Source organism: Streptomyces sp. JLBT605, assembly GCF_058215555.1.
Map to the genome: position 1 here is coordinate 6,400,938 of NZ_CM177087.1, position 17,383 is coordinate 6,418,320.

14 protein-coding genes are annotated in these 17,383 nt (G+C 73.7%); 4 read left to right on the top strand and 10 right to left on the bottom strand.

Annotation, left to right across the window (positions count from 1 at the left end):
• Positions 1–80: 80 nt before the first annotated feature.
• Both AC4BDD_RS27750 and AC4BDD_RS27755 read right to left on the bottom strand, forming a co-directional pair.
• Positions 81–1,202: a phosphorylase family protein gene (locus tag AC4BDD_RS27750; RefSeq protein WP_490688199.1), complete on the bottom strand. Its 1,122-nt coding sequence runs from the start codon at positions 1,200–1,202 to the stop codon at positions 81–83.
• A 157-nt stretch (positions 1,203–1,359) separates the two neighbouring features.
• On the bottom strand, positions 1,360–1,911 hold the full coding sequence (locus AC4BDD_RS27755; protein WP_490688200.1) for a hypothetical protein: 552 nt from the start codon (positions 1,909–1,911) through the stop codon (positions 1,360–1,362).
• A 130-nt stretch (positions 1,912–2,041) separates the two neighbouring features.
• Between AC4BDD_RS27755 and AC4BDD_RS27760 the strand changes: the two genes are divergently transcribed.
• Positions 2,042–2,530, top strand: coding sequence for a glutathione peroxidase (locus AC4BDD_RS27760; RefSeq protein ID WP_490688201.1), 489 nt, complete (start codon positions 2,042–2,044; stop codon positions 2,528–2,530).
• A 130-nt stretch (positions 2,531–2,660) separates the two neighbouring features.
• A complete protein-coding gene (locus AC4BDD_RS27765) occupies positions 2,661–5,084 on the top strand; it encodes an ATP-binding protein (protein WP_490688202.1) in 2,424 nt (807 codons plus the stop codon).
• Positions 5,085–5,150: 66 nt separating this feature from the next.
• Here AC4BDD_RS27765 and AC4BDD_RS27770 read toward each other — a convergent pair whose 3' ends face one another.
• From AC4BDD_RS27770 to AC4BDD_RS27785, 4 genes are all read right to left on the bottom strand, one after another.
• The gene (locus AC4BDD_RS27770) at positions 5,151–6,500 is read right to left on the bottom strand and encodes a hypothetical protein (RefSeq protein WP_490688203.1); all 1,350 of its coding nucleotides are present in this window, start codon (positions 6,498–6,500) and stop codon (positions 5,151–5,153) included.
• A 516-nt stretch (positions 6,501–7,016) separates the two neighbouring features.
• Positions 7,017–8,102, bottom strand: a complete 1,086-nt coding sequence (locus AC4BDD_RS27775) for a zinc-dependent alcohol dehydrogenase family protein (protein ID WP_490688204.1) — start codon at positions 8,100–8,102, stop codon at positions 7,017–7,019.
• A 395-nt stretch (positions 8,103–8,497) separates the two neighbouring features.
• Positions 8,498–9,676 (bottom strand): amidohydrolase family protein, encoded by a 1,179-nt coding sequence (locus tag AC4BDD_RS27780; RefSeq protein ID WP_490691959.1) that lies wholly within the window; start codon positions 9,674–9,676, stop codon positions 8,498–8,500.
• Positions 9,677–9,742: 66 nt separating this feature from the next.
• Positions 9,743–11,113: a type I glutamate--ammonia ligase gene (locus AC4BDD_RS27785; RefSeq protein WP_490688205.1), complete on the bottom strand. Its 1,371-nt coding sequence runs from the start codon at positions 11,111–11,113 to the stop codon at positions 9,743–9,745.
• A gap of 244 nt (positions 11,114–11,357) precedes the next feature.
• Between AC4BDD_RS27785 and AC4BDD_RS27790 the strand changes: the two genes are divergently transcribed.
• Positions 11,358–12,860, top strand: a complete 1,503-nt coding sequence (locus tag AC4BDD_RS27790; protein ID WP_490688206.1) for an SDR family NAD(P)-dependent oxidoreductase — start codon at positions 11,358–11,360, stop codon at positions 12,858–12,860.
• A 79-nt stretch (positions 12,861–12,939) separates the two neighbouring features.
• Here the strand turns inward: AC4BDD_RS27790 and AC4BDD_RS27795 are convergent, their stop codons facing one another.
• The 4 genes from AC4BDD_RS27795 to AC4BDD_RS27810 form a co-directional block, all read right to left on the bottom strand.
• Entirely contained in the window at positions 12,940–14,415 is a 1,476-nt protein-coding gene (locus AC4BDD_RS27795) for a hypothetical protein (RefSeq protein ID WP_490688207.1), read from the bottom strand.
• 145 nt (positions 14,416–14,560) lie between these two features.
• A complete protein-coding gene (locus tag AC4BDD_RS27800; RefSeq protein ID WP_490688208.1) occupies positions 14,561–15,379 on the bottom strand; it encodes an SAM-dependent methyltransferase in 819 nt (272 codons plus the stop codon).
• A 70-nt stretch (positions 15,380–15,449) separates the two neighbouring features.
• Positions 15,450–15,686: a DUF397 domain-containing protein gene (locus AC4BDD_RS27805; protein ID WP_490688209.1), complete on the bottom strand. Its 237-nt coding sequence runs from the start codon at positions 15,684–15,686 to the stop codon at positions 15,450–15,452.
• Between the two features lie 2 nt (positions 15,687–15,688).
• A complete protein-coding gene (locus tag AC4BDD_RS27810) occupies positions 15,689–16,510 on the bottom strand; it encodes a Sco1979 family transcriptional regulator (protein ID WP_490691960.1) in 822 nt (273 codons plus the stop codon).
• Between the two features lie 303 nt (positions 16,511–16,813).
• On the opposite strand from AC4BDD_RS27810, the gene AC4BDD_RS27815 reads away from it, so the two are divergent.
• Entirely contained in the window at positions 16,814–17,275 is a 462-nt protein-coding gene (locus AC4BDD_RS27815; protein WP_490688210.1) for an ATP-binding protein, read from the top strand.
• Positions 17,276–17,383 lie beyond the last annotated feature (108 nt).

Sequence of the window (17,383 nt, forward strand, 5' to 3'; positions counted from 1 at the left end):
CGACGACCCTGCCATGGCCCGGCCGGTGCGGCGAGGGGCCCGGGACAGATGGTTATGCCCCGCGCATCTGACCCGACACATCACCGCAGACCGAGTTCGCCGACCCGTCTGGTGAGTTCGGCGGTGGCCGGTGCGTCGGGCGCGAGGATCTCCACCACCTCCACCAGTTCGCTCCACGCGCCGTGGTCCTCGCAGGTACGCAGCAGGGACAGGGCCTCCGCGCGGCTCGCCGACTGCCGGCTGACCGCGGTGCCCACGGCGGGCAGCTCATCGAGCAGCTGCTGCCAGCGGGCGGGGGTGGACAGCCCCGGAACGCTGAGCAACAGGTCGGTCAGCGCGCCCAGTTCGCGGATGGTCAGCCTGCGTCGCGGCGCCGGGCGGCCGGCCGCCGGAAGGGGCGGCCCGGGGGGTGGCCCGGCGGCCGGAAGCCGGCTGATGAGCTCGTAGGCGAAGGCGGCGGCGTGCCGGGAGGCCAAGGGCTGCCAGTGCTCGTCATGCGACTCTCCCTTGTCGTCGAGGAGGTCGGATATGCCGCGGATCACCAGGGCGTCGGCCCGGCTGCCGAGGTAGGCGCCGGCGAGGAAGCCGAAGCCCTCCATGTCGACGGCGACGGCGTCACCGGCGATGCTCGCCAGTCGCAGCCCGGTCTGCGAGCGCTGGTGGGTGACGACCCGCCCGCCCGCGGCGATGGGCTTGACATGCGCCCGCGGCCGCTCGGGACCGCCCGCCGGATCGATCCGCCGCTGCCATTCGTCCGCGGCGGCCACCAGCCGGGCCGACTGCACCAGCGGATAGGCCGAGTGATGGGTGCGCTGACGGGGCAGGAAGGCGTGCTCGGTGTCCTTGCCCGTCTCGTAGTCGTACACCGCGTCGGCCGCCACCACATCGCCGAGCGCGACGTCCTTGCGTCCGCCCGCCACCCCGACGAACAGCACCACCCGCGGCGCGAAGAGGGACGTGGCCCGCTCGACGAGCGCCGCGGCGACGGGGTTTCCCGGGCCGGTCATATGGAGGGCGACGGTCCACTCCGGTCCGCTGCCGGAGAACCGGCCCACCTCGAAGAGCGAACCGTGCTGCGGAGGCAGCGTCCGCACGGCATCCAGATGGGCGCGCACCGCCCGGTATTCGACTTCCAGCGCGGTGAGAATGACGACATCCGCACCCGCTCGCGCGATCGGCGCATCGCTGATCCCGGACCCCACGCTCTCCCCCTTCTCGCGCGCCGGTCGGCTCCGTCCATGGTGCGTCACCGACGCCCCGGAGTCGACGTCATGGCGCGGGATTCCGCGCGCCGGCCCACCGCCGGTTTCCGGTCGGCGGATTCGGGCAGACGGACCCGGCCGGCGGATTCGCCGGGCTTCACGGGCCGTGCAGATCGGCATAGACGGCGATCTGCACGCCGAGGACCCCGATCAGCCCGCATTCCGCCAGCGACACCGTCAGCAGCGCCGGATTGACCGGTCCGGAAGTCCAGTAGACGACCAGCGCGGCGACCGGCGCGACACAGAAGATGAGCAGATCCATCGCGAGCTGAAGACGCTTGCGGGAGATCCGGCGCCGGTCGCTGCGGTGCGCGGTCTCCCAGCCGAAGACCCGGCCACGCGCCGGAGCGGAAACCAGATCGGCCAGCCGCGGATCCAGCTCCTCGCGGACATAGCGGCCGATCGCCGAGATCTTCTCGTCGTTGACCAGATAGGTCCAGCCCAGCAGCACCGAGGCCGGCGGCAGCAGCAGAAGGAATTCGACGTGACCGGAGTCCTGCAGGGTGAAAGTGATGATGGCCGCCATCGACGCCAGCGTGGCGTAGAGCAGATTGTCCCGGAAACCTATCCGGGCCCGCTGCTCCTCTTTCACCTGCTCGTATTCCACGATGAGCAGCCGGCCGGCGACGGTGTCCTCATCACTCGCCACGATTCCCCCTGTAGCCGTCGCGCTACGAGCACCCCTGAACACATGATGTTACCGGCCGGGGATCCGCGTGCCGAGTGACCAGGGTGATTGACTGGGGGCGTTTTCTCCGCCGATCGAAGGGATTTCCTCGATGAGCCTGTACGACATCCCGCTGCGCACCCTGTCCGGCGAGCCGACCAACCTGGCCGCCTTCCGGGACAAGGCCCTGCTGGTGGTCAATGTGGCGTCCAAGTGCGGGCTGACCCCGCAGTACGAGGGTCTGGAGCGGCTCCAGCAGCGGTACGCCGAGCGCGGCTTCACGGTGCTCGGCGTCCCCTGCAACCAGTTCGCCGGCCAGGAGCCGGGCACCGGCGAGGAGATCCGGACCTTCTGCTCGGCCACCTACGGCGTCACCTTCCCCCTGCTGGAGAAGGCCGAGGTCAACGGGGAGCGGCGGCACCCGCTGTACGCGGCGCTGACGCAGATCCCGGACGCCGAGGGGGCGGCCGGGGACGTGCAGTGGAACTTCGAGAAGTTCCTGATCTCGCCACAGGGCGAGGTCATCGCTCGCTTCCGGCCGCGCACCGAGCCGGAGGCGCCCGAGCTGGTCGCCGCGATCGAGGCGCAGCTGGGCGCCTGACCGGCGGCGTCCGCCCGGGAGGGCGTCCCCGCGGCCCGGCACGGACCGGTGAGCGGCCGCGGGGAGGGCCCGATACCGTGGCACCGAGGTCGAGCCGGGGGAGGGGCACGGGGTGGATCCGATTTTTTCGATGACGGCGGTCACGGCGGCGATCCAGACGGCCGGGTCGGGCGCGCTCACCGGCGCGGCGGGCGAGGCGGGCCGACGGGGCTGGGAGGCGCTGGCCGGGCTGGCGCGACGGGCCACCCGCCGGGAGGACGACGCGGCGGGCTCCGGCGCGGACGGGACGGCGGACGACCACCGTGCGGAGGACGAAGGCCGCTCGGACGGGCGGCCGGACGAGGCGGGCGAGCCGGACGGCCGGCCCGACGGCGAGCCCCACCCCGCCGCCCCGCGGGACGCCGGCGAACGGGCCCGGCTCGCCGCCGCGCTGGTGGCGGAGGCCGACCGGGACCCCCGGTTCGCCGGCGAACTGAGGCGCTGGCTGCGGGAGGTCGCCGGGCTCGACCGGACCGCCGCGGTGGCACCGGGAGCCTCCCGTCCGCGACTGCTTCCGCCCAGCTCCCCGCACTTCACCGACCGCGAGCACCAGCTCGCCGAGCTCAGCGCCCAACTGCAAACCCCGCAGCGGGTCGCGGTCATCACCGGAGCGGGCGGCATGGGCAAGACCGCCGCGGCCGTCCACTGGGCGCACGCCCTGCGCCCGCACTTCCCCGACGGGCAGCTCTACGCGGAGCTGCGGGGCGGCTCGACCCAGACCGCGGTACCGCCCGCGGAGGTGCTGGCGCGCTTCCTGCGGAGCCTCGGCGTGCGGCCCGCCCACATCCCGCCGGACCAGGACGACCGGACCGCCCTCTTCCGCGACCTCACCGCCGAGCTGCGCCTGCTGGTCGTCCTCGACGACGCCCACTCCGCGGCGCAGGTCGAGCCGCTGCTGACCGCCGCGCCGGGCGCGTTCACCATCGTCACCAGCCGCCGCCGGATGCCCGAGCTGGTCCGGTCCGGCGCCCGCCCCATCCCGCTGACCCCGCTGACCGCCGAGGACTCCGTCCGGCTGATGGTCCGGGTGGTCGGCGAGGAGCGGTTCGGACGGCAGCGGCTCCACGCCGAGTCCGTCGTCCGCCGCTGTGCGGGCAGCCCGCTCGCGCTCTGCTCCACCGGCGCCGCCGTCCGGGTCCGCGACCATCTCGACTGGGACCTGCTCGACCGCGAACTGGCCACCGGCGACCCACAGGGGGATGACGGCATGCCGCGGACCGAGGACGCCGACCCGGCCTACCGCGCCACCGATCTCTCCTACCGGGAGCTCACCCCGCAGGCCGCCCGGCTCTACCGGCTGCTCGCCCTGCGGCCCTGGCCCCGGATCCCGGTCGGCGCGGCCGCCGCGATCGCCGGAGCCGGCGAGGCGGAGACGGCCCGGCTCCTGGAGGAGCTGGCCGCGGTGCACCTGCTGGAGGAGGTCGCGGCACAGCGCTACCGCTTCCACGACGTGGTGCGCCGGCACGCCACCCGGCAGGACACCCGGGGAGACGGCCACCCCGCCGCACTGCGCCGGGCCGTCCAGTGGTTCCTGCGCCTGGTGGTCGAGGCCGACGCCCAGGTGATCCCCGGACGCTGGCATCTGGGACCGGCGTACGGCCTGCTCGACCACACCGCACCACGCGACCCGGCCGCCGCCCTGGCCCTGCTCCGGCGGGAACGGCAGAACATCGCCGAAGCCGTCCGCACCGCCGAGGAATACGGCTTCGACGACCTGGTGTGGCAGCTGTGCGAGGGGATGTGGGGCTTCCATCTGCGGCTCGGCTTCCATGAGCAGTGGGCCGCCACCCACCGGCGCGGCGTCGCCGCCGCCCAGCGCTGCGCCGACCACCGCGCCGAAGCCCGGATGCGTACCCAGCTCGCCTTCGCCTACCTGGGGCTGCTCCGCTTCGACGACGCGGAGCGCGAGCTGGCCGAAGCCGCGCGGGTGGACGGTGAGGCCGGCCACCACCGGGGCGGGGCCACGGCCCTTGAGTCGCTCGGCCTGCTGCGGCTCAAGCAGTGGCGGTGGGCGGAGGCGGCGGATCTCTTCACGCGGGCCCAGGACGCGCTGCGGGCCATCAGCCCCGGCGGCGAAGGCGCCGCCGACGTGCCGCGCGCCACCGCGCTGCTCGCCCACCACACCGGGCGCGCGCTGCGCGGCGCCGGCCGGCACACCGAGGCGCTCGCCAGGCTCGCCGAGGCGCAACAGGCGTTCGCCCGGCTCACCGAACGCGACCGGTACAACGAGGCCCGGGTGCTGATGAGCGTCGCCGAGACCCACCTGGCCCGCCGCGACCCGGCCGCGGCGGCTGCCGCACTGGACGAGGCGCTGACCGTGATGGCCGACGAGGGCGCGGCCCTGATGCGCGCGGACGCCGCCGAACTACGCGCCCGCTGCGCCCGCGAGCTGGGCGACGCGGCAGGGGCGCGCCGGAATCTCGTCCTCGCCCACGCGGTGTACGAAGACCTCGGCGAGGCCGGTGCGGTGGCCCGCGTCGCCTCCCTGCTGGAGGAACCGGACGATCCGGCATGACCGGAGGCGGAGGGACGCGGAGGGCTGGACAGGGCTGAACGGAGCTGACACGGGTGGGCGCCGGGTTCAGCCGGCGAGTTCCCGGACGCGGACCCGGTGGCGCGTCGCGCCGGTGACCACGGTCAGCCCGGTCGCCATGACCTCCTCCAGCGCCTTGCCCTGACTGAGCCAGGCGTGCAGCGCCGAGGCGTAGCAGGCCGGATCGCACAGGTCCGGCCGGCCCTGCTCGCCGGGCGCGGCGGTCAGCGCCACGGCCGCCCCGCTCCGGGTGCGCAGGACGCAGCGGTCCGGCCCGGTGATGTAGCCGGCGAGGGCGCAGTGCCGGTAGCGGGCCAGGACCTCGGCGGTCCAGGCGCCCGGCGGGCCCAGTCGCGGGTCGTCCGCGGCGCCGTGACGCACGATCACATCGGCGAGGTGCAGCACGCCCGGGTCCTGGGTGTCCTCGTGCACGCAGGTGTGCGCGGCGCTGAGTTCGTCCGGGTGATCCGGCTCGTGGTCCGGGTCCGCATACCGGGTGACCGCGATCTCCGGAGCCCCGTCCGGTCCGGCGCCGAGCAGCCGGGCCAGCGCGCGCACCGGCGCGGTGCGCTTCGCCGGGGCGAATCCCGGCAGCGGCAGCGGGTCGAGCAGGGCCGGGCGGCCGGCCGGCTCGGGGATGCCGATGAGCTCGTAGAAGAGTCCGCGCAGCAGCGCGGCCGAGCCGCCGGGGGAGGAGGTGGTCTGCGCCGTGATCGGGGCGTAGCGCAGCGGATCGTGGGTGTCCATGGCCCGGTCCAGCTGGGGCCGCAGCGCCTGATGCGGAATCAGCCGGGGCGCGGTGCGGCCGAAGGCGGCCACCGGTGAATCGGGGTCGAGGTCGGCGTCGGGGAAGGTCCCGAGGAGGACGGGAATGCCCAGCGCGGCGGCGTAGAAGGTCACCGAGCCGTGATCGCCGAGCACGCAGTCGGCGGCGATCAGCGCCTGCCGCCAGTCGTCCAGCGGGGAGACGGACGCGAGCCCGGCCCGGCGCGCCCGGTCGAGCCAGCCGCGTATCTGGCCCGGCCCGTGCCCGTACCAGATGTTGGGGTGGAGTACCGCGGCGACGCGGTACTCGTCGGCGGGGAGTTCGGTGGTGAGCCGGCGCAGCAGCCAGGGGAGCAGATCGGCCGGACCGCCGTCCCCGAACAGGGACCGCGGGCCCCAGGTCGAGTTGACGACGATCAGCCGCTGACCGTCCGCGACGGCCAGGGCCCGCCGGAAGCGCTCCCGGTCGCCGCGCGCGGCGAGCATGCGGTCGTAGGCGGGATCACCCGCGAGGCGCGCGGTGGGGGCGACCTTGGGACAGGCGGCGGTCAGCCGGGTGAGCTGCTCGGGGTGGGAGAGGACGGTCGCGGTGGCGATGGGGCGGCCGTTGTGGAGCTGCCAGTCGTCGGACATCCCGAAGACCGGAGCGGGCGCGTCCGCCGACGCGGATTCCGCGTCTGTGTCTGCCTGAGCCCGTGCTCCTGGCCCTGCCTGCGCCTCTGCCTCGGGCGAAGGGTGTCCGGTGTCCGGTGTCCGGTGTCCGGTGTCCGGTGTCCGGTGCGGCCAGCCTCTTATTGTATCCGACCCCGTGCGAGAGCACGGCCAACTTTCCGCGCAGGCAGTGCAGTTCACCGCCGTAGCTGGCCGACAGCGCCAGGTCCACCGGCGTCGCCTTCGCCTGCTCCCACGGAAGGACAGGGAGGCCGGCGGCGGCCAGCAGCTCCGGCACCCCGGCCAGGAAGGGCGAGGACTGGGTACAGGTCGCCAGCAGGTGGAGCCGGTGGTCGTCGCGGAGCAGCGGCAGCACATCCAGGAGCCGGGTCGCCGAGGTCACGTTGTGTACGACCAGGAGCACCCGGCGCCCTCCGGACCGGGTGGCCCAGCGTTCCGCGTCCACCCCCACCGGCACCCGAAGCATGGTCGGTGATCTTACCGCCCGGCCCTCCCGGGGCCGCCGGCACGGTGACGCTGCGGCTCGATGACGGTGACTCCGGTCCGGTTCCGGCCCCGGGAGCCCATGGCGACCAGCGCCTCGGGGGCGTCATCGAGTCCGATGGTGGCGGTCACCAGCAGATCCGGCCGCAGGATGCCGGCCTTGACCATCTCCATCATCGGCGCGTACGCGTGCGCGGCCATGCCGTGGCTGCCGAGCAGCTGGAGTTCGAGGGCGATGACCCGGGCCATCGGGAGCATCGGATTGCCCGCGGCCGGGGGCAGCAGGCCCACTTGGACGTGCCGGCCGTGCCGCCGCAGGCTGTTGATGGACGCGGCGCAGGTGCGCGGGCTGCCCAGCGCGTCGAGCGACAGATGGGCGCCGCCGCCGGTCGCGTCCAGGACCGCCTCGGCCACCGAGCCCGGCAGTGACGAGGCGTCGATGCAGACCGCGGCGCCGAACCGGCGTGCCAGGTCCAACGGGCGCGGCGATATGTCGATCGCGATGACCCGGGCGCCGGCGGCTGCCGCGATCATGACGGCGGAGAGCCCGACGCCGCCGCAGCCGTACACCGCGACCCATTCGCCCGGCGCCGCCCTGCCCTGGTCGACCACCGCCCGGAAGGCCGTGGCGAAGCGGCAGCCCAGGCCGGCCGCGGTGGTGAAGGGCAACTCCTCCCGGATACCGACCAGGTTGATGTCGGCGTTCTCCACCGGGACGTACTCGGCGAACGAGCCCCAGTGGGTGAACCCGGGCTGGCTCTGTCTCTCGCACACCTGCTGGTCGCCCTCCGCGCAGGCCCCGCACCGGCCGCAGGCGCAGACGAAGGGAACGGTGACCCGCTGCCCGGGGCGCCAGTTGGCGACGTCCGCGCCCACCTCCGCGACGACCCCGGCCAGTTCATGGCCGGGCACGTGCGGCAGCCGGATGCCGGGATCGTGCCCCATCCAGCCGTGCCAGTCGCTGCGGCAGACGCCGGTGGCCTCGACGCGGATCACCGCGCCGCCGTGTGGCGGTGCCGGATCCGGGACCTCCCGGACCTCGGGCTTCCGTCCGAACCCATCGAACACCACCGCACGCATAGGCCCGCTCCCTCGCTCGTCAAGGCCGGTCGACCGACGGCGGCCCGGCATCCGGTCGGGTGCCCCGGGACGACGGTGTCGTGCCGAGCCGGTGGTCCAGGCTGCCGCCGTGTGCGACGGTCTCCCAGCACAGCCGGGTCCGACGCACATTCTTGCCATTGAGCGACACGCTCCGCACCTCCCGCTGGGTGACGTGTCAGCCCGGCGAGGCCACTGCCCGGAGAATCCCTCCTGCTCATCGTCGGGTACGACAGCGGGGGAGGAGAAGACGTACCAGGGCCGACATCGTGCCCAGGTCGCCATTTCCGGTCATACCCCTCGCCTCGGGCGACCCGGGTTATCCGAAAGCAGACCGTCCGGATCCTGTGGTTGGTGCTGGTGGTCGGTGGTATGGGTCACCGCTGGGCGCGCTGCCGGTCGAGGCGGTAGGCCCGGTGGGCGTTGTCCGCCGCGATCAGCCCGGCCACCCGCTCGGCATCCGGCCGCGACCAGGCACCCGACGCCACCCACTGGGACAGCAGCGCGTTGAGCGAGTGCTCGAACAGGCGCGCTCCGACCAGATACAGCTCGGGCAGTCCGTAGGCGTCGGTGGAGAACAGCAGCTTGCCGAACGGCACCAGCTCCAGTACCTCGGCGAGCACGGTCTCGGCGCGCACTCCGGTGTGGCCGAGGGAGAGGCCGACGTCGGCGTAGACGTGCGGGAACACATGGGCGAGATAGGCCGCCCCCCGGTGGTACGGATAGCCGTGCAGCAGCACCAGCGTGCAGCCGGTGGGACGCACCGCGCGGATGAAGTCGGTGAGCAGCAGCGGGTCGCAGCGGTGCAGATCGAGATCCGGGTCGCCGAAGCCGGTGTGCAGCTGTAGCGGGAGGGCGGTCCGGGCCGCGGACCACAGCAGCTGCCGGATGAGCACCGGGTCGGTGAGCCTGCTGCCGGGGACTCGGCGGGTGAGCCACCGGGCCGCCGCCGCGTGGACCTCCGCCGGACTCGGCGGGGAGGCGTCGAAGTCGAGCCCGCAGCGGTAGGCGGCCACGGACTTGAAGCCGGTCGCGGTGCGGGCGGCCTCGCGTACCGCCGCGTCGAGCGCGGCGGCGTACGCGTGCGGTGCCGGGGCCCGGTCGGCGACGCGTTCCGCCAGCGGCTCCAGCCGGACGATCTCGTACCCGGTGCCGCCGCCGGCCGCCGCCAGCTCCGCGGGCGTGGTCAGCGCGCCCGGCAGTCCGGTGTCCACCAGGTAGGTGCCGATCCGCGCGCCGCGCAGCAGCCGCCGGGTGACCTCCTCATGCCCCAGCTCCCGCCGGCGCGCGAGATAGCGCTCCGGCGGGCAGTGCGGTTCCAGCCCGAGGAGGGGCGGGCACCAGCGGCGCACCGCGAAGCCCAGCTGGGTGTCGAAGAAGGTCGTGCCGGGCGCGGCCGGGGTGTCGGCCTCCGTCAGCAGCGCCTCGAACGCCTCGGCGTCGAGATCGGTACGGACCACCCCGTGGCAGTGGTGGTCGACCAGCGGCGGCAGCCGCCGCCACAGCGGCGGCGCGGACGGAGCGGGCAGGGCGCCGCCGCCGGGCAGGGGTGGCATCCCACCGCCGGGGACGGGCGGGGGTGTCCCGGCGGCCGCGGGGTCCGGCTGCATCGTCGGCCCCCGTCAGTACCGCAGCCGGGTCGCGGCCGCGATCGCGTCCGGCGTGGCCTCGGCGAAGAGTTCCGCCTCCGCTCGGCGCACCGCCGCGACGGACTGAAAGAGCGGGTCGCCCATGGCCTCGCGCAGCACCGCCGAGTCCTCGAAGCGGCCCAGCGCCTCCGGGAGCGAGGTGGGCAGCCGCGGCTGCCCACCGCCGAGCGCGGGATCGTCCGCCACCGGCTTCGGAAGGGTGAGCCCGGCGTCCAGCCCGGCCAGCCCGGCGGCGATCACCGCGCCTGTCACCAGATACGGGTTGGCGGCCGCGTCGAAACACTTGACCTCGGCGTTGGCGGCGTCGGGGTCGTCCGGGGCGCCGGCGATGAACCGCACCGCGGCCTCGCGGTTCTCCAGGCCCCAGCACTGGAACACCCCCGCCCAGCGCGAGGGCTCCAGCCGCAGATAGCTGGCCGGGGTGGGCGCCCCGACGGCCAGCAGCGCGGGCAGCTCCCGGAGCACCCCGGCGAGGAACGCCTCGCCGGGCGCGGTCAGACCGAAAGGCCCGTCACCGCCCTGGCACAGATTGCGGTCGTCCTGCCAGAGACTGAGGTGCAGATGGCGGCCGTTGCCCACGGTGCCCGGCTCGACGGCCGGGCCGAAGGCCGCCGCGAGCCCGTGCCGCGCGGACACCGCCCGGACGGTCTCGCGGACCAGGACCGACAGATCCGCGGCACCGACCGGATCGGCGGGCGCCGTGGAGAGCTCGAACTGGCCCGAGGCGTACTCCGGGTGGATCTGCAGGACATCCACCCGCTGCTCGTGCAGCGCGGCCAGCACATCGGCCAGATAGTCCGACAGCTCCACGATCCGCGTCATCCCGTACGCCGGGCCGGCGCAGGGGAAGACCACCTCTGCCCCGGGCGCGGAGCCGGGCGCCCCGGCGCGGATGACCACCCACTCGGTCTCGAAGCCCATCCGCAGCCGCAGCCCCCGCCGCAGGGCGCGCTCGGTCATCCGGCGGGCGAACTGCCGCTGGCACACCGGGTGCGGGCTGCCGCCCTGGTCGTACCGGTCGACCGGGGCCCAGGCCCACCCCGGCTGCGCGGCCAGCACGGTCAGCCGCTCCAGATCGGGGAAGAGCCGCAGATCGCCGTCGGGGCCGCCGACATGGCGGCTGCGGGTCGCCGAGTCGTCCACCAGATAGACGTCGAAGACCGGCGACGCGCCGACGCCGCCTGTCACCGCCTGCTCCAGCCGCGCGGTGGGCACGGCCTTGACTCTGGTCAGTCCTGCGTTGTCCACCCAGGTCAGCGCGGCGCCGCGGACACCCGCCGCGGTCAGCCGGTCGATCTCCTGACGGGCCCGCACCTGGGCCCGCTCCCGATGCTCGGTCACCACGCGGCTCCCCTCGCCGTCCTCGGCAGTGTCGCACGGCACCCGCGGCGACGCGCCGGATTCGGCCGAGGCCCGGTGACAGACAGCCATGATCATCTCGTCCGCCACCCCGGCCGGTGGCGGACGGTGACGCGGGAGCCAATCCGGGGGTGATCCCGCGCGGACGACGAGTTTGGCGTGGCCGCCCCCGTTTACGTACAGTTCGCCGGAGCCCCCAGTAGAACAGACGAACCAGAAAGCGGCGGCGATGACGGTGACTGACAGCGGCCGGGCCGCCGGGGCGGGGATCGAGGCCGAGGCGGCACAGGCCATGGCCGATCATCCGGGCATCGACCCGGAGCGCATGGCGGTCTGCCTGAGCGTCCTCGCCGAACTCGACGAACTGCCCGTCGACCACCCCGACGCGATCATGGTGCGCCGCGCCACCTCCGGCATCTACCGCATGGTGAAGCAGCGCCGCCGCCAGGAGCGACGCGCGGCGAAGACCGCCAACGACCGGGCCGTCACCGAGGCCACCGCCACCGGTGCCGCCGACCGGATCGACGACGAGACGCTGGGCCGGGCCCTCACCAGCTCGGTGACCTCCGAGATCGCGGGCATCCTGGAGCGCCCCCGGTCCTGCTACGTCTGCAAGAGCCGGTACGTCGAGGTCGACGCCTTCTACCACCAGCTGTGCCAGTCGTGCGCCAAGGAGAACCGGGTCCGGCGGGACGCGCGCGCCGACCTCACCGGGCGCCGCGCCCTGCTCACCGGCGGCCGCGCCAAGATCGGCATGTACATCGCGCTGCGGCTGCTGCGGGACGGCGCGCACACCACCATCACCACCCGCTTCCCGAACGACGCGGTCCGGCGGTTCAAGGCCATGCCGGACAGCGCCGACTGGCTGCACCGCCTCAAGATCGTCGGCATAGACCTGCGCGACCCCGCCCAGGTGATCGCGCTGGCCGACTCGGTGGCGGCGGCCGGCCCCCTGGACATCCTGATCAACAACGCCGCGCAGACCGTCCGGCGCAGCCGCCAGGCGTACTCCGAGCTGATCGCGGGCGAGTCCGCCCCGCTGCCCGCCGGTGAGCTCCCCGAGTCCGTCGTCTTCGGCGCCTTCGGCAGCGGAGCCCAGGCGGCGCTGCCCCCGGCCGCACCCCGGCCCGGCGCGCTCACCCCGGACGACGTGGCCGCGCTCGCGCTGACCACCGGTTCCGCCTCGCTGGAGCGGATCGAGGCCGGCACCGCGATCGACGCCGGCGGACTCGTGCCCGACCTGGATGCCAGCAACACCTGGATCCAGCGGGTCCACGAGGTCGACCCGGTCGAACTGCTCGAAGTGCAGCTGTGCAACGAGACCGCGCCGTTCATCCTGGTCAGCCGGCTGCGCCCGGCGATGGCCGCCTCCCCCGCCCGCCGGAAGTACGTGGTGAACGTCTCCGCCATGGAGGGCAAGTTCAGCCGCGGCTACAAGGGCGCGGGCCACCCGCACACCAACATGGCCAAGGCCGCGCTCAACATGCTCACCCGCACCAGCGCCCGGGAGATGTTCGAGTCCGACTCCATCCTGATGACCAGCGTCGACACCGGCTGGATCACCGACGAGCGCCCGCACCCGGACAAGATCCGGCTGGCCGCCGAGGGTTTCCACGCCCCGCTCGACCTGGTCGACGGCGCCGCCCGGGTGTACGACCCGATCGTGCGCGGTGAGGCCGGCGAGGACCTGTTCGGCGTCTTCCTCAAGGACTACGCGCCCACCGACTGGTGACCTTCCCCGGCCGCCGCCCGGCAGCCTGGTCGCGCCTGGCCCGGCTCGGTGCGGCCCCGGCCCGGATCCGCCGCCGGATTCAGCGGCGCGGCGCCAGGTACGCCGTCCAGCCGCTGCGGGCGAGAGGGTAGGGGGTCCAGTTCCGGGCGTGCGGCCCGACGGCCCGGCCCGGGGCGACCAGCGCGGCGGTCGGCACCCGCGCGGCGCGCCGACGCAGCTCCGGCTCGGTGATCGAGCGGTTGTTGCCGTGCAGCTGAGCGGCGGCGCAGCCCGCGGCGTAGGCGATCGGCAGCGCGTGCTCCCCGGTGAGCAGACACGGCGGACGCACCCCCAGGGCGCGCAGATCGGCCGCCGCCTCCTGGTAGTGGGCGGCGATGACGGCCGTGGAGTTGGTGGTGTGCGTCAGCACGACCAGCTGACTGGCCAGATGCACCGCCAGGAGCCCGCCGAGCCCGGTCACGGCCCACCGCCGGGCGTCCGGCCCCCGCACGGCCGGAGCCAGGCGGACCGCGAGCCCGGCGACGGGCAGCGCCAGCAGGGCGTAGGCGGGCAGCAGGAAGCGCGGCGCGGAATAGCCGATCAGGAAGAGGTAGGAGAAGGACAGCGCGGCGGCGCAGACCACCGGCAGGAGCGTCGGTGCCAGGCGGCGCTCACGCCAGGCCGGCACCAGGGCGGCGGCCACCAGCGGTGGCAGCGCCAGCCACCACAGGGCCAGCGCCGGGTGCGGACCGACGGCGGACTCGCAGGGGCGGCACAGCAGCGGGCCGTTGAGGCTGCGCAGCACCATGCCGACGTTCCAGTGCGGGCCCATGTCGCCCTCGGTGGCGCTGGAGATCCGCAGCCGCTCGGCGATCCCGCCGAAGCGCGCGTACGCCTCGATCACCCACTGCAGGGCGCCCAGCGCGGGGCCGGCGACCAGCGCGGGCAGCGCGGGCCGCCAGGCCCGCACAGCCACCGCGGCCACCAGCAGCGGCCCCGCCAGCCAGCCCCCGTCCGGGGTGCGGACCAGGGTGACGGCGGCGAGCACCCCGGCCAGCCACCAGCGGGCCGCCGGCTCACCGGGCACCCGCAGGAACCAGCCGACGGCGGCGACCGCGCCGAGCGCCACCCACAGATTCGGCATCACCTGCGAACCGCTGATCTGGGTGATCCACAGCCCGGAGAAGAGCAGCGCGGCCAGCGCGGCCGTCCGCCGGCCCACCAGCCGCTCCCACACCCGGAACGCCGCGTACAGCGCGCCGGCCGCGAGCAGGGCGAGCAGCACCCGCAGCAGCAGTACGGACGAGGTCACGGACACCACCGGGGCCACCAGCACGCTGATGCCGCGCGACCGGGGCGCGCTGAAGAAGAGCGCGGGCTGCCGGGGGTCGACCTGGGAGGCGTAGACGCTCTCGTCCCACAGCAGGCCGAAATCGACCCGCGGCACGACGAGGAGCAGTTGGACCACGGCGTAGCCGGCCGCGACGACGGCGAGCCAGGAGAGGGCGGGCGGCCGCCGGCGCGCGGTGTCCGCGGTGCGGCTGCGGTCGGTGAGGACGGTTGCGGTGCCGATCACCACCTCAGGCTCACACCGGCGGAGCCCGGCCCGCGACCGGCGATGCACCGGACGGCGTACGCCGCGCCCGCGGGGTACACCGTCCGGCGTCAGGGCCCATGTGCCAGGGCCCATGTGCCAGGGCCCGGGTGTCAGGGCCCGGGTGTCAGGGCTTGCGGGCCACCGCCGCGTACAGCGACACCTGCCAGTCCTCCAGCTTGGCGGCGCGCGTCGCGGCGTCCGGCCGCCAGTGGTGCGCCACCACGATGCCGGGCTCGACCAGCTCCAGCCCGGTGAAGAAGCGCTCGAACTCGTCCCGGGTGCGCACCCGGGACATGATGCCGCCCCGGTGGTAGACCTCGACGATCCGCTCCCAGGTGGGCGGGTCGAAGTCCGGGGTGCAGTGGGTGAGCACCAGATAGCTGCCGGAGGGGAGCGGAGCCATCAGCCGCTCGACGATCTCGTACGGCTCGGACTCGTCCGGGATGAAGTGCAGCAGCGCGTTGAGGCAGAGCGCCACCGGGCGGCTCATGTCGAGCGTCTCGTGCAGCTCGGGCGCCGACACGATGGTCTCCGGCTCACGGACGTCGGCCTGGAGGTAGGCGGTACGGCCCTCGGGGGTGCTGCGCAGCAGCGCCTGGGCGTGCACCAGCACGATCGGATCGTTGTCGGTGTAGACGATGCGGGCCTCGGGCGCGACGGACTGGGCGACCTGGTGGAGGTTAGGTTCGGTGGGTATACCGGTGCCGATGTCGAGGAACTGCCGGACACCGGCCTCACCGGCCAGCCAGCGGGTCGCGCGGTGCATGAACGCCCGGTTCGCCCCGGCGCCGGTCTTGGCGCTGGGGTAGATCTTCAGCACCTTGGCGGCGGCCTTCTGGTCCACCTCGTAGTGGTCCTTGCCGTCGAGGTACCAGTCGTACATACGGGCGGGATGCGGCCTGCTGCTGTCGATCCGGCCGGCTGCCAGGCCGTGGTCGGTCATGCGGCCCTCCGTTTCGGTGTCGTCGCCGCCCCGGGCGGGCAGCCGATGCGGTCCGTTCCGTCTGGTGATGCTAAGTCAGCAGGAAGTCGGCGTCACCGGCCTTGGCGCCCTGGATGAAAGTTTCGATCTCGTCGTAGCCGTAAATGAGCGCCGGACCGTCCGGATCGGTGGACTGACGCAGCGCCACCCGGCCGTCGCTGAGCTTCATGACCTCGACGCAACTGCCGCCGTTCGGTCCGCTCCACGGCTTCTGCCAGCCCTCGGTGCCGAGATTCTTGGAGGGCATGCCGTTGTATACGTGATCCACAGTCAGAACTCCTTGCGAATCGCGCCGAGAAAGGCTTCGGTCCGGTGCACCGGCGTCGCCTGGGTGCACATCCGGTCCAGCGCCTCCAGATAGATGGCCACATCGGCGCGCTGGTCGATGTAGCCCGCGCTGGTCAGGTTCTCCGCGTAGACGATGTCCGGCAGTTCCGGGATCTGGAATCGGAAGAGCTGGAAGGGGCCGAACATGCCGGGATGGGGGCCGGCGGCGAACGGCAGCACCTGCAAGGTGATGTTCGGCATCGTGACGGCCGCGATGAGCCGGTCGATCTGCGCGCGCATGACCTCCGGCCCGCCCACCGGTCGGCGCAGGGCCGTCTCGTCGATCACGGCCCACAGATGGGGTGCCCGCTCCCGGGTGAGCAGGGCCTGACGCTCCATCCGCAGCTCCACCCGGCGGTCCAGCTCCTCCTCGCACGCCGACGGGAAGCCGACCCGGAACAGCGCGCGGGCGTACTCCGGGACCTGGAGCAGGCCGGGTACGCAGTGCGGCTCGTACGCCCGGATCCGGGTGGCCGACTCCTCCAGGCTCACATAGAGGCTGAACCACTCCGGCAGCACATCGCGGAACCGGTGCCACCAGCCGGGCCTGTTGGCCTCCACGGTCAGAGCGAGGAAGTCCTCGATCTCCTCGCGCGGCAGCCCGTACGTCTGCAGCAGCTTCTCGACATACGGGATCTTGAGCCCTACCTCGGCCTTCTCCATGCGGCGGACCGTGGTCTGGTTGACGTGCAGGGCCCTGGCGGCCTGGTCGAAGGAGACCCCGGCTTCCTCGCGCAGCTTGCGCAGGCGCATGCCGAGGACCATCTGCCCGACGGTCGGGGCAGACCGCGCTTCACCCACGTCGCTCCTCCTCGGACGACTGACGACCGGACCACCGGACGAATCATGACCGGACGGCTGCTGACCGGACGACTGACGGCGTGATCAGTGTGCCATGGGCGCCCTGAATCGAACAGACTGCGCTCGCTATTCTGCATTTTGCAGATCGCCTCTTGCCAACTGGGCCTCGCACCCGCGATAGTGAGAGGGCAACACAGTCGAAGCAGGCTGTGTGGCCGAGGACTTGCAGCACCCAGCCCCTGTCGGTCAGACGGAAGGCACAAGGCCGTGGCACTGCCTCACTGCACCACGATGGTCCGGCGCCCGCTCAGCGGTGGCGTCCATGACAGGCACCGCCACGAACGCTTCCAGCTGCCCGCCCGGGGGACCTCCGTCGCCGCGGCCCGAGGCCAGGTGCGGGCCCATGTGCCCGCCTGGGGCTTCGGCGGCGAGGTCTGTGACGCCGCCGAACTGGTGATGTCGGAGCTGGTCACCAACGCCCTCGTGCACACCAGCAGCGATCGGATTCTGTGTGTCATACGCGCCGACGAACGAGACGAGCGCGAACTCTACGTCGAGGTTGCCGACCAGGGCGGGGGACCGGTCGGACCCACGGCGCGCGGGGCCGGGGCGGACGACGAGAGCGGGCGCGGGCTGATGCTCGTGCGGGCTCTGGTCGACGCCTGGGGGGACCGGCCAGCCGCGGGTGGCCGAGGCCGGGTCGTGTGGGCCCAGCTGCGCGCCACCTGACCGGACCGGCCCAGGGCAGTCTGCCGCTTCGCCGCCAGGCAGCCCTGGGCCGTCCGCGTCACCATGACGCCGTGGTGGCACCGCCACTCATTCATCCAGCCACGCATT